The sequence below is a fragment of the Streptosporangium sp. NPDC002524 genome (assembly GCF_040295985.1).
Lineage (GTDB): Bacteria > Actinomycetota > Actinomycetes > Streptosporangiales > Streptosporangiaceae > Streptosporangium.
Map to the genome: position 1 here is coordinate 278,077 of NZ_JBEOWK010000006.1, position 12,813 is coordinate 290,889.

Below are 12,813 nucleotides of genomic sequence, written 5' to 3' on the forward strand. Positions count from 1 at the left end.
GAATTCGCGTGAGAGGGAGAACCGAGGGGCCGCCGGAAGTTGGCGCTTCTGGCGGCCCCGCTTACGTGTCAGGCCGCGACCTCACCGGACGGTGTGGTCTGGTCGGTGGGGTCGGGCGGCTGTTCTGCGTGGAGGCGCTCGCAGTTGGCCAGGTAGCGCGCGGAGGCGGTGAAGATCTCCCGCGCGAGGGTCACGTCCTGCTCGGTGACCGGCCCGCCGCCCGTGGTGGTGACCGTCATGTGTGCCTCAGTGCTGGACAGGGCCAGGAACGGTCGCTCACCGTCGCCCCCGAACGCCTTGGCCGACATCTCCGAGGTGCAGAACGAGACATCGAATCGGGTGACGCCCTCGTGAATCGACGCGGTGACGTAGGTGTAGGGCTTGTGTTCGCTCATGCGGCCACGTCCTTACCGGCCGTCTCCTTGACCGGCGCCGGAGCGCTCTGCCGAGCAGGAGCCGCGGCGGAGCGGGGAGGACGCATCGAGGTAGCCCGGATGGACCAGGCCAGGCGTCCGGTGTTCTGGTTGACGTAGGCGGTGGCGGTCATGCCGTCGAACTCCACCGGCACGAACGGCAGGCCCGGCAGCGCGGCCGGAACGGTCGGCTGAATGGGGGACAGGATCTTGACCGAGACCGTCTTCTGGCCGGCCTTGACGGTCGGGTCGGCGTCCATGACGGCGACCTGCCACACCAGCTCACCGGTGTTCTTGTCCTTGGCGTAGACGGTGCGGCCCTTGGACGAGGCGTCGAAGTCCTTGACCTGCTCGACCTCGCCGACGATGAAGCAGCCGTGCGGGAATACCTGTCCGAAGTGGACGGGGATGGGGCCTTGGATGGCCATGTCGGGTGTTCCTTTCACTTGGACGGCCGATGTTCGGTCGTCCACTTGTCCGATTGAGTTGAGAGTAGCCCACAGCAACTTGTCCGCACAAGTGAATGAGTGGATCGGTGGAGAGGGGATGGTCGTGTGTGCGGGCTTGCCTCTCGGGCGTCTTAACGGCGCTCGGTGCTCAAGGAGGATGCGCGATCATGTCGGTCATGGCCTCCATGACTTCGCCGGAGCACGAGACCGCCGAGAACAACCGGATCAAGGTCTGGTTCCGGTTCGTGCCGCGGGAAGGCTGGCTTCCCTACGACACCGAGGGGATCTGGGCTACGAGGATCAGCGAGGACACCGCGCGCCTGGAGAACGTCCCCTTCCTGCAGGAGGGGGTGGCTGAGGGAGATGTCGTGCGGTTCCTCACAGACGCCGACGGTCTCCACTGGTCTACGGAGCGGGTGGAAGCGTCGGGAAACTGCACCGTTCGGGTCCTGCCCGTTCCCAGCGGTCCACTTGGGGCAAGCGCTGAGGCCGTACACGAGCGGCTGGCACCGTTCGGCTTGGGGGGAGAGGTCTTCAGTAAGGAACTGCCGCTGGTCGCCTTCAACGTGCCGGCCCGCGCAGAACTCGGCCGGATAAAGGCGCTACTGACACGTGGCGAGGAAGACGGTTGGTGGCACTTCGAGGCTTCCTGCGTCACAGATGCCTGGCACGACGCTTAACTAGCTCACCGGGTAGACGTCCTGGAGCTCGTGAAGGTCACCGGGGAGCGCCACGCTCATCACCAGGAGCACAGCCCCGGCAGCGTCATGCACGCTGGCCAGCACCCCCATGACGGGTTTGGAAGAGCCGAGCAGCTCGGCTTCTTCCTTGGTGGGGTTGCGCGCGGTCAGTCGCTCGGTGACGTGGTCGAAGCGCAGATGCTTGACCGCCTGGAGGTGATGGCGCACCCCGCGCGCGAGCGGTTCGGGCTTGTCGACGTCGGTGCCCAATGCGATCTCCAGCGGGAACCACAGGGTTTCCACCGCAGACAGCCGGCCACCCTGCTTGGCCACTCGCCGACGCGAGATGACTGGGGTCTTGTCTTCAACACCAAGAAGGCGAGCGATGTGGCGAGGAGCCGGAACACGGGCGACGTCGGTGACCATCTCGCCGCTCTCGGCCTGCTCGGCCACCGCCAGCCCTGGCCGGATGCGATCGACGGCACTCTCGGGACGGCCCTTCACGAACGAACCGCGGCCATGCTCACGCTCGATCCAGCCTTGCATGGCCAGCGTCTGAAGCGCCCGGACCACCGTCGTGCGACCTACGCCGAACTCTCTGACGAGCTGTGTCTCCGAGGGCAGCATGTCACCGGCCGCGTACTGCCCGGCCTCGATGCGCTCCTGAATCGTGCCCATCACCTGGGCATACTTCGGAGGGGCGAAATCCTTGCTCATCTTAACCGCCCGATCACTCTTCCACTTGTCTGCACAAGTACAGTACCGGCTAAGAGCAGCCCTGTCAGGACCCGCGATAGCAGGAAACAACTACCTGGCCAACCCCGCCAGAACTCTGATCCACACCACCCGTGCCTGAGCAGGCGACCACGCGTCACTGTGAAACACGGTCACCTTCCCTTTGTCCTGAACCGTCTTACGAATGAACGACAACCCGCCCGCATCGCACAATTCGTAAAACGTCACCCGATGCTCATGACAGGTCCAGGCCACTACCCGAACCCGCCCGAAACGCCGCGACCTGTGCCAGGCCAAAGGCATGCATCCTGGAGCGGCCGGAACGAGATGCTCAGACAGGCATGACACTCCCCGGCGGGAAAAATCATCGCTCACGATTCCTGCCGCTCGAAACGCACCGAACCGGCCAGGTCCACGGTGGCGTGAAAGATCACTTGCCGTGACCAGTCGCCCGGCGCCATGCCGAAGTCGTAGAGTCGCCGCGTGATCCGCCCCCACAGCGCCGGTTGCGGATCCATCCTGCGCAGCGCCTTGCGCAGCTCGTCCATCGAGGTCGCCTGCCCCGAACTGGTGCCGCACGGCCCGAGCCGGTCGACGCCCTCGGAGGTGAAGACCTCCCATTCGAACATCTCGACAATGGGCTCGGGACCGTCGCAGTACAGGCAGTCCTCCTGAGAGGAAACCGCACCTCCCAGAAACGAGGTAGCGACATGTCCCCGCCGCGTAACGATCTTCCAGCCGCGCCCATCGCATTCATCGCACTTAACCGGTGTTGTCATACCGGAAAGGATCGATGGAAGAACTTCTCAGCCCTATCCCACGCGTATATTCCACCAAGGCATATAGGGTCTCAACATGTAGCGACGCACCACCTCGGGAACCGACAGCCGGAGGGCGGAATGAACGGGAGTGCTTTTGAGCCGATCAAGATCCCAGTCGAAGTATGGGACCGCGAAGACAGCAGGGAAATCCTCAAAAATCGCGACGTAGCAGGACTTTTCAAACTCGCCGCGAAGTACGCAGGCGCCAGCCAAGTGGACATCGGCGCGGCAACCGGCCTGTCCCAGGGACGCGTCAGCCGGATCAGCCGAAACCAGTCCCACATCACCGAGCTGGACGTCTACGAGCGCATCGCCACCGGTCTCGGCCTGCCCGACCACGCTCGGATGGTTTTCGGCCTGGCCCCTCTCGACACCGCATCCCCGACCGGGAACTACGGCGACGACCATCAGGAGCAGAGCGAGGAACTGACGGCCCGGATCAAAGCAGCCGCCGCCATCGACCCCACCATGGTCATGATCCTCACCACCGACACCAACAACCTGCGCCTTATGGACCGCCGAGTCGGCGGAGTCGTCATCGCCGACAAGATGCGCGCTCAGATCGCCCAGTTAGAACGTGCCCACCGGCACGCCATACGGCCAGGCATCCGCGCCCAACTCGCACACGTACTGTCGGAGACCGCAGCCCTCGCCGGATGGCAGGCCATCGACACATGCGCCCTCTCAGACGCCTGGGACCACCACGAGCACGCCATCTCCGCCGCTCGCGAAGCCGAAGACTTCGCTCTACTCGCCTACGCGAGCGGACAACAGGCGTACGTCCTGATCGACCTTGGACGACCGGCGGAAGCCACCGAGCTACTTCAACACGTTCGCACCACCTACGACCATCGCGTCCCCGGCCATCTACGGACCTGGCTTGCCGCCGCCCAAGCGGAAGCCGCCGCGATCCTCGGCGACGAGGCCACCTGCCGCACAGCCTTGGACCAGGCCGCCGCGCTACTACCCGGAGACGACGCCGATCCCCACTTGCCGTACGTCTCCCTCAATACTCATCACCTCGCACGATGGCGGGGCAACTGCCTTGTCCGCTTCGGCGATCCCGACACTATCGAAGACCTCCGGTCAGCCCTCGCAGGGATGGACGGCACCTACAACCGCGCCGAGGCCGGCCTTCGATGCGACCTCGCCCACGCGCTTCTGGCCACAGGAGAGACGGACGCCGCACAGCCACACCTCTACCGCGCCGAACAACTCGCCACCATGACCGGCTCTCGCCGGCACGGACGACGCGTCAAGGAACTCACCCGAGCGGCTACCCGCGGCCCTCGTTAAGCCGCTCCCGCGCATACAGCAGCCCCACCAGCACCCCGGAGTTCCACACGTCCCCACGGGCAATCATGTCCGGGACCTCGGTCAGTGGAATCCACTCCAGCCGATCGGCCTCCACCTCTCCAACCGGCTCACCGACCAGTTCGGCACCCCGGCCAAGGAACACAAGGTGCTCCGAATCGACCATGCCCACCATCGGCTGGAACGTAATCAGGTGCTCCATCTCCTTGGGCCGGTAACCGGTCTCCTCTTCCACCTCACGAGCAGCCGTGTCCTTCGGATCCTCGCCAACCTCCACGAGGCCACCCGGGAGCTCCCAGCCCCAGCGATCGAACAGGAACCGATGTCGCCACATCATCAGCACACGGTTCTGATCATCGACCAGCACCGTCATGGCTGCTCGACCCAGATGAACCGCGTGATGCTCGAATCGCTCCCCGTCAGGGATCTCGACGTCCACGAGCCCGAGTCGGATCCACTCGTTGTCGTAGATCAGCCGCTCACCGTGCACGATCCAGCGCGTCTGCTCCTCGTTGGTAGCCACACAGCGAAGTTACAGCTCAACATCCCCGCCGTACACGGGCATCAGCACACAGCCAACGGACTGCGGCGATCACGGAGGATGTGCCCCGGAGGAACATTGCCGAATTGTTCTCATGAAGATCAAGGCGGCGGCGCGCCGCGCCGCCGTACCCCCGGCCCTCCGCCCGCCCGCCGTCCGGGCGTGCGGCGTGGGCGCCGGTCCCGGACGGCGGCGAGACACCGGGCCGGGCACCGCACACCGCCCCCGCCGCACGGACCGAACGCGCCAGCCGGGGTTGCCACGCCGCCGCAAAGATGCAGCCCTACGATCGCCACTGCCTGGCAGGCCACCGTAGATGGCTGGGGGCGATCGACGAGCCGTGCTTTGTTCCTCAGCACGGCTCACTGAACAACGTGGTTGCGGTCCGCTTCCAAACTCGGTCACATCATTCTGATTGTCTGTGACATTCTCTGGTCCATGGCGATCAAGGCTCTCCTGTTCGATGTCGATGGGGTGTTACTCGACTCCAGCGCAACGCACCGACGCATCTGGGATGCCTGGTCGGACATGCGCGGGCTGGACCGAGACCTGGTGTGGAGCCTCACCCACGCCCGCCGGCCTGAAGACACCATCCGCGACGTTGCCCCTGGCCTCGATCCCGCCACCGAGCGCAAGGTGTTGAACCAGTTGATGATTAAGGAAGGTGATGCCTTCCCCGCAGCACCTGGAACTGTAAGCCTGCTGGACAAGCTCGACCAGCGTCCATGGGCATTGGTCACCTCAGGTAGCCGAGCACCCGTTCACCGGCGCTTTCAGCTTGCCTCACTTCCGCTGCCCCCCGTGCAGATCTATGGCGAGGACGTCCAACGGTCGAAGCCTCATCCCGAGGGCTATCTCAAGGCGGCTGAACTTCTCTTGGTCGATCCCAGCGACTGCATCGTGATCGAAGATGCCCCCCATGGAATCACGGCAGGGAAGGCAGCGGGATGCACGGTGGTTGCTGTAGCCACGACCCACCCGTCTCACAACCTGATCAAGGCGGATGCTTGCTTCCCCTCACTTGAGGAAGCAACTCCATATCTCATGACGGCGATCAGCAACGGCGAGACCTGACTATCATCCCCGATGGTTTATACGTGCCTGTCAGCCGACCGTCATGGTTGCATTTTGGGTTGCAATACGACGCAGTTCAAAGGCGTTCAAGATGGACCGCGCATAGGCGTTGACCTGCATTGAACGATCCGGAACGGCTCGAACTGGATCTTTTAATCCGTGGGTTCTTGATTCAAAGAGCGCGACGCCTAAAGGGCTCTCATGATCAATTATTCAGTGAGCAGATCTAGTCCGAATGTACTTCATCTTCGTACGGACCGCATGCTCGCATGCAGCTTCTGGGTAGTCTCTTCGATGCGGATCCATAACCTTACATCGCTACTCTCTCTCGACGGTGACTCACCGCCTTGTATTTATTATTTCTCAACATCGTGCTTTGCCGTTTAAGAACGGGAAGTCGATCCTCGTCATCACGTTTGAGCTTGATGTTTCTACTTGCTCCGCTTGCTCTCCCCTCTGTCGAGACCTTAAGTTAGCTGGCACGTAGCGCATCCCTGTCGATCGAGGTGTGAGCATGGAAAGTTTCGAAGCACTTTCGGACTACGACTTCGAACGTCTGGTGGCTGACTTGCTCTCAGCTCACTGGAGGGTCAATGTAGCCACTTTTCCGCGCGGTAGAGATGGTGGTGTGGACCTAAGTGTCCTTGGTCCGACTGATGGCCCGATAAATTTGCTCTCCGGCGAGGAGCTTGTTGTGCAGTGCAAGCACTATCCTTTGGCAGGAATGGCGGAATTACGTACGAAGTTGAAAGCCGAGGCGAAAAAACCCATTGTCGACCAAGTGCAGCGGTACATTATAGCCACTTCTGCACGCCTAACACGCCATAACAAGGAAGAAATTGTCGCGCTGTTCGGTAACCGAGTATCGCGAAATGACATCTTCGCAAAGAATGACCTTACTGATCTCCTCAGGCGTCACCCCGATGTAGAAAAAGCAAATCTTAAGCTCTGGCTGTCTAGTAGCGCTGCGTTACAGTCGATGCTCCACCAAGTGGAGCATCTACGCTCATCGAGCCTTGCTGAAGACCTGTTGAGACTAAGATATCGCTTTGTAGAAACGCCAGCGCTGCGATTGGCGCACAACAAGCTCGATCAATATGGAATTTGCGTTCTTGCCGGTCCTCCTGGAACAGGGAAGACGACAACTGCACATCTGATGCTCCTTCAGAAGATGTCTGAGGGGTGGCAGCCTATAACGGCACTGTCGCATGTCGGTGAGCTGGAAAAGCAAATAATACCAGGTAAACCACAAGTGCTTTTCTATGATGACTTTCTGGGCCAGAACAGCCTTGATGCAAAACTGCATAAAGGCGAAGACTCCGAGTTGATCCAGCTTATGAAGCGCATTGAAAAAGATCAATCAAAGGCGTTTGTGTTAACGACTCGCGACTATGTGCTTAGGCAAGCAAAATTGTTCTACGAAAAACTATCTGATGGAATCTTCGACGTAACAAAAGTGGCTGTCAATATTTCTTTGCTGTCACATTCCTTGCGAGAGCATATTCTCTATAATCAACTATATTTCTCACCGATTCGAGAGCTAGCGGCTAGCGTAGAGGATGCGTCTACCCGCTATTCGAGCGTAGCACGACACAAAAATTACAATCCACGCGTTACGGCTGTGGCTCTTGAGAATCTCGCGCGAGACCTCGGAGTCAGGCCAAGGGGAGCGGAAAAGGCGTCGATTCCCACTAAGGAAGTTAAACGTCTGGATATCCCGCAGTATTTGATTGATGCTCTCGATAATCCCGAAACCGTCTGGCAACACATCATTCGGCGTCAGCTGACGAGTGTTCAGCGTTATTTGCTTCTCGCGCGCTCGTCTTTCGGCTCCGAGTTGGTCTACCTTGATGACTTGTACGCGGCTACTATCACCCTCACGCGCACTAAGGGCACCGTTCCTACGCTATTCGAACTGGATACAGCCTTGTCTGTCCTGGATGGGGACCTCCTTCATATCGAGGTTGGAGAATCACGCGCAACGACAGTAGTAGAAAAGCTGAGCCCCGGGCTGGCCGACGCCGTAGTCGCTTTCCTCTCGATGTATCCGGATTCTCTTGAAAACCTCGTCGTGCGAGCTGAGTACTGGATGCAGGTCGGCTGGCTAAACGCTCTATTGGAAGTACTGCCTGCGCTCGATGGCGCTAAACGTTTCTGGGCCCTGCTGACTCGTACCGCTGAAAGAGTGCTGTTAAATCCTGAATCTTATCCCGTTCCAGGAACACTCTTCGCCATTCGTCAGTCATCGAAGATTCTTGACCTAGAACAGCGAATTACACTTCTAGCTGGCCTCTACCGGAAATCTGGTCAGCTCTGCGACCCGGAAACCACAGCGGCGCTGTTTGGCCACCTACGTGTCCATATTCGTAGCATGACACCAGACGAAATTAAAGCACTACTCGCAGCATTCCGCGGTGAGATTCCAGTCTCCTGGAGAGCTAGCAGAACTGAGGTTGAATTCATTGGATTAAAGCAACTCGATCAACCACAGGACTTGACCTCCTGGAAGATACTGCGTGACGTCCTCGATATAGTGCCTACAGTCGTCGAATATCAAAGGGATATGAGAAGCCTGTTTGATGAATTCGTGCAGTCTGAGTTAGATAATTTACGACAAGAATTTATCGACGATTATTGGGAAGGCGGCGAAAGGCATCTGATCGAACAGCTCGAATATCAGGCAAGCCGGTGGGGGCTAGCTGTAGACATGGACGATGTTCGTAATAAATTCAAATCAGGAGAATCTGAAATCTCGATTTTTGATGTGGGCGATGAAGTTGTGGTGAAATATGCAGAGATCCATCAAAGGTCAAAAATGGATCGGCGAAAGGAGGAGGGGTGTTCAATATTCGACTATTTGTGATATTTGAAAGATGGTGCTCGGCCCGTAGGCTTTTAGGTGCTATCGATCAACAGAGTTGAGGGGTTATGCAGGCCAGGGTAACCGCTGCCTCCATCAAATACGAGACCATGATCGACATAGCGAAGTCGATCGATAGCAACTGCGGGATATGCGTGGGATGATCTTTTGTGAAGAAAGTCTGAAAGGGAAAATCTGTCCTGGTCAGAAGCCCTGTTGCTGTTCGGAACGCAGTCCTCTTGAAAACCGCTAGGCCGGGTGACCGGTCTCGTGGGTTCGATCGAAGGGTGAGCCGACGACGGACAGAACAACCCAGCAGACTGGATCTGCCTGCTGGGCACGCCTACGATTTAGACAAATGACCCAGCATGAGGCAGACCCAGTAGCTCATGACCTGCCATGATCCCGCGAGCGGGTGTGCCGCGAGTGCGGAGAGCAGTACCGCATGGGCTCTCGTGAAGAAGGCGGACCGTTTCACTTCTGGGCAATGTGGATGAGCGCAAGGCCGGAGGGCAATGTCAGAATTGACGGCCATTGGCGTTCTGGGGACTGGAATCCAGGCGGGGCACTTGAACTCCGGCGACGAGACGGATATAGACTCACGATCATCGGTGCTCAGATGGAGCCGGCCATCAGTGAAATGGCCGAGATCAGAGGACAACGAAGCCTCTTAGTGCCGGAGCACCGGTCACTCCAACCTGGCTGTATCTGGGCGGTGCCTTCGAGCGATGAGGCCGATTAAACGAGAGCAAGATCCGCAACATGTGCAGAACGCCAGCTTCTCATCAAGGGTGATCACATGCGTTGGCCGCAGGCCAAGGCGTTGTCCGATGGAAGAGCAGCGCTCCACTTCTAATCCGCCGGTCCCAGGTTTGAAATTTGCAGGGCATTCTTCAGTAGCCTGTAAGGCTTCCCGATACGGCTGTCACCGTGAGCCACCTCGTCCCTGTCTCCGATTTCGGGATGCTTCTCACGTGTATGGGTGTATCAATGATTGCTGCAGCTCCTGGATCACCTCACAATCTTCTTTCAAGGACGGTTTATCTAAATCGTCACTACCTGGCTGCTCATCTTGCGCGCAGCCTCGAAGCAAGCGTTTACCACGTTGCAGTCAATGATCCAATCATCGCCCACAACTGCTGCAGCCCCTAGTGGAAGCTTCCAGTAGCTGTTCTTTATCTGAGCGATCAAACCTTCCTTTGCGGCCTGATCATGAACCACGTAGATGGTGACATCACGGTACGGTGTGCGGGAGCAATCAGCCTCACTTGCTCCTGGGTCATCTGATACGTAGCCCAGTTCACACGCATACCCGGCATTCGCCAGGGCCTCGGCTATCGCTTCTACTCGCGAGGCGGGAGCGGAAGTTTGCGTCTTTGAGCCGCTTGCCTCTGCGCCGACCAATTCCAAGACGGCAACGATGGGGACCCCGAGCAAAACGATGAGGGCCAAACCAGCGATTGCCCACATCATCTTTGCCGAAAGCGCGCGAGCATCGTCGGCAGGAACCTGCGCCTCTTCCCCTACCGCTCCTGGCGCGGAGGTCAGGCCAAGCGGTGTCGCAGAGTCCCTAACCCACCAGGACCAATACGGTGGAGCATGTGGCCAGTCAGGACCAGGACCTGCCCACCCCTCTGTTGGCTCCCAGCCGTCTGGGGGTGCCGGCCATCCGGGAGGTGAATTAAAACGCCAGCCAGGTCCTGGGCGCGCAGGAATAGACATGCCATCCGTCCAGTCATCTCGACCTTGCACCATCAGATAGATCATTCCATCGGATTATGGCGGGATTTGAGTCAGGAGGTGAGCAAGTTGAACCTCACGAATCGCTGCGTGTCTTCATCCGCGTTGCTCCACTCCTTGATCGTTGAGGGGGCCGATCACGGTGACCCCCTGGCTGCGTAGCGGCAGGGCGGGTCAGCAGCCGTTTCGATGCTGGGGTCACACCTCACCAGGTGGCGAACATGGCTGATAACCAAACCTGAACTCACGTGCCATGACGTGCAATATGCGTGCAATGATCATGGGGGAGAGATCGCTGTAGAGGTGTCGCGCCGCAGGTCAGACACTACGTCGAAGCGAGAAGGGTCACGTCCTGTAAAACCGTCGGCTCAGCCTACGCAGGTTCAAGTCCTGCACCTGCCACCAGCCAAACTGGCAGCTCAGAGGCCCTCCGGGGCCTCTTTTGCGTTTCCGGGTCATGCCGCCGGATGCCGTTCTAAGCGGCCCTGTGTCGGTGGTCGCGCAATATACGCGCAATGATCTTGAGGACGTTTCCCCAGGTGGCGACGAGCTTCCAGAGACTTTGAGCCAGGACTGTCCCATGGCGCCGACCCGTGTCAGCGATCACGGGAAGGGCTCCTTGAACGTGCCTTGATCGACAGCCGTTCATACGTTGGTCCCTCCCAGGAACGTGTGAGTCCAGGAGGAATCCGGCACATAACGAAACATGATCATGTGGTGTATTCAAGCCCTCGGCCACTCGCTGCGAGACCATGCTGGCGGCATGAGACTGGTCAAGCCGTTGATCGTCATCACCGTGATAGGGCTGTCCCTGCCTGCGTGTGGTGCGGCACCCACTGTCTCCACCTCGGCGAGAGGTGTAGCCGAAGCCGGTTCGGCGTCCGCGTCCAGCAGCATGCCGACGACTTCCACTCCTGACAAGGGCTTGTATCCACCAGGCTTTGATCCGGGCGCCTACAGACCTCCCGAGCACTGGCGAACTCCCTGCAAGGACGCCTACTCGAGTTTGTCTGTGGGCTTGCTCTCCAGCTGGAACGCGATCAGAAACCTACTTGAACAAAAGGGGGATGCTGCCTACCATGCTGCGACGGTGAAGGTCGGTTACGAACAGCTCATCGATGCCCCGCAGAAAGAGGCATTGCGAAACTGCCGGCAGGCTGACCCGACGATCGGTGCCCAGTTCGACCGTGGAATCGAAGCCACCCGTATCGCTGTGGGCATCGTCTGTGCCGGGGCAGAGCTGTCGTCCTGCCAGGGGGCGGAGCTCTCGCCGGATGAGCGTGCCGAACTGGGCAACACTGTGCGGTCTTTGCTGAATGCCGTCCCCGCGCAGCGCTGAAATTTCTTCGCCTGTCTGCGCTGAGACATTGGTAGCTGTGCCAGGTTCTGTGTTAATGAACGACCTCACCGCTTTGAGCAGGTTGCATGACGCTGGGCATCGGTGGCCGCCATCAACTAAATCGGCGATGCCCGAGTCGTCGTGATGGTGCTGGTTTGCAGTGGAACAAGAACATGGCCTACACGGACGCGTGCACCTCGTTCGCCCGATCATCCCAACTGCCGTCGACCCGCACACCGAGGAAGCGGGTTATGAGCCGGACATCGTCACTCAGAATGCGTGAAAACCGTTGGTGCCACTTGGATGTGATGGTGAGGGGTATGGAAGGCATCGACGACGCCGAAATCGACACGGATCGCATCAACGAGTGGTTGGGCGCGTGGCAGCTCAACCAGTCCTATGCGCAGGATCACGATCGGGGTGAAGCCCGGCGAATCTGGGCACGGGTTGCTTTCTTCGCCCTCGGCGGTGCCGAGCAGGCCGGCTACCCCACAAGGGACGCGAACGTGTGCCGCTTCAACCTTAGGGCGTTGCTGATCGTTGATCTCGCTCCGGATGGTGACCCGCTATGGAGTCCGGACCATCTGGCCTCAGACGTTTTGGAGGCATTGCCTCTGGGCTTGGAGCAGGCGAGAGCTTGGATGACCGATTGGCGCATGCGTCCTCGACACGAGATCTCGGCTCTGCGCACGTGCAAGAACTTTCTCGGTCCGATGGAGTTGATCGCGGATCAACTGGCGGCAGGGCCGGTAAGAACTCAGATTGATCGATGGCTGGACCTCCGAGCTCACCTGCCGTGACGTGCGATATGCGTGCAATGATCATTGGGGTGAGAGCGGTGCAGAGG

The 12,813-nt window shown here is 59.4% G+C and carries 12 protein-coding genes; 6 read left to right on the forward strand and 6 right to left on the reverse strand.

The features are described 5' to 3' along the window. Positions 1 to 68: 68 nt before the first annotated feature. Together ABT053_RS12790 and ABT053_RS12795 are read right to left on the reverse strand one after the other, a co-directional pair. The gene (locus ABT053_RS12790; protein WP_350969099.1) at positions 69 to 395 is read right to left on the reverse strand and encodes a hypothetical protein; all 327 of its coding nucleotides are present in this window, start codon (positions 393 to 395) and stop codon (positions 69 to 71) included. After that, on the reverse strand, positions 392 to 841 hold the full coding sequence (locus ABT053_RS12795) for a plasmid replication, integration and excision activator (RefSeq protein WP_350969101.1): 450 nt from the start codon (positions 839 to 841) through the stop codon (positions 392 to 394). The genes ABT053_RS12790 and ABT053_RS12795 overlap by 4 nt, the downstream gene beginning before the upstream one ends. A gap of 188 nt (positions 842 to 1,029) precedes the next feature. On the opposite strand from ABT053_RS12795, the gene ABT053_RS12800 reads away from it, so the two are divergent. Next, on the forward strand, positions 1,030 to 1,542 hold the full coding sequence (locus ABT053_RS12800) for a DUF4265 domain-containing protein (RefSeq protein WP_350969102.1): 513 nt from the start codon (positions 1,030 to 1,032) through the stop codon (positions 1,540 to 1,542). Here the strand turns inward: ABT053_RS12800 and ABT053_RS12805 are convergent, their stop codons facing one another. Further along, the gene (locus ABT053_RS12805; RefSeq protein WP_350969104.1) at positions 1,543 to 2,259 is read right to left on the reverse strand and encodes a GntR family transcriptional regulator; all 717 of its coding nucleotides are present in this window, start codon (positions 2,257 to 2,259) and stop codon (positions 1,543 to 1,545) included. It lies immediately after the preceding gene. Between the two features lie 389 nt (positions 2,260 to 2,648). Further along, positions 2,649 to 3,056 carry a hypothetical protein gene (locus ABT053_RS12810; protein WP_350969105.1) on the reverse strand — a complete coding sequence of 136 codons (408 nt, stop codon included), beginning with the start codon at positions 3,054 to 3,056 and terminating at the stop codon, positions 2,649 to 2,651. A gap of 120 nt (positions 3,057 to 3,176) precedes the next feature. Between ABT053_RS12810 and ABT053_RS12815 the strand changes: the two genes are divergently transcribed. Further along, positions 3,177 to 4,394, forward strand: coding sequence for an NsdA family TPR-like regulatory protein (locus ABT053_RS12815; RefSeq protein WP_350969106.1), 1,218 nt, complete (start codon positions 3,177 to 3,179; stop codon positions 4,392 to 4,394). Here ABT053_RS12815 and ABT053_RS12820 read toward each other — a convergent pair. After that, positions 4,375 to 4,935 carry an NUDIX hydrolase gene (locus tag ABT053_RS12820; RefSeq protein WP_350969107.1) on the reverse strand — a complete coding sequence of 187 codons (561 nt, stop codon included), beginning with the start codon at positions 4,933 to 4,935 and terminating at the stop codon, positions 4,375 to 4,377. The two genes, ABT053_RS12815 and ABT053_RS12820, sit on opposite strands and share 20 nt — an antisense overlap. 456 nt (positions 4,936 to 5,391) lie before the next feature. On the opposite strand from ABT053_RS12820, the gene ABT053_RS12825 reads away from it, so the two are divergent. Both ABT053_RS12825 and ABT053_RS12830 read left to right on the forward strand, forming a co-directional pair. Continuing rightward, entirely contained in the window at positions 5,392 to 6,027 is a 636-nt protein-coding gene (locus tag ABT053_RS12825) for an HAD-IA family hydrolase (protein WP_350969108.1), read from the forward strand. A gap of 514 nt (positions 6,028 to 6,541) precedes the next feature. Then, the gene (locus tag ABT053_RS12830; protein WP_350969109.1) at positions 6,542 to 8,890 is read left to right on the forward strand and encodes an nSTAND3 domain-containing NTPase; all 2,349 of its coding nucleotides are present in this window, start codon (positions 6,542 to 6,544) and stop codon (positions 8,888 to 8,890) included. Between the two features lie 1,041 nt (positions 8,891 to 9,931). Here the strand turns inward: ABT053_RS12830 and ABT053_RS12835 are convergent. Next, positions 9,932 to 10,297 (reverse strand): hypothetical protein, encoded by a 366-nt coding sequence (locus ABT053_RS12835; RefSeq protein WP_350969110.1) that lies wholly within the window; start codon positions 10,295 to 10,297, stop codon positions 9,932 to 9,934. Between the two features lie 1,093 nt (positions 10,298 to 11,390). Here ABT053_RS12835 and ABT053_RS12840 point away from each other — a divergent pair. Both ABT053_RS12840 and ABT053_RS12845 read left to right on the forward strand, forming a co-directional pair. Continuing rightward, complete coding sequence (locus ABT053_RS12840) at positions 11,391 to 11,966, forward strand: hypothetical protein (RefSeq protein ID WP_350969111.1); 576 nt, start codon at positions 11,391 to 11,393, stop codon at positions 11,964 to 11,966. A 320-nt stretch (positions 11,967 to 12,286) separates the two neighbouring features. Beyond that, positions 12,287 to 12,766 carry a hypothetical protein gene (locus ABT053_RS12845; protein ID WP_350969112.1) on the forward strand — a complete coding sequence of 160 codons (480 nt, stop codon included), beginning with the start codon at positions 12,287 to 12,289 and terminating at the stop codon, positions 12,764 to 12,766. Positions 12,767 to 12,813 lie beyond the last annotated feature (47 nt).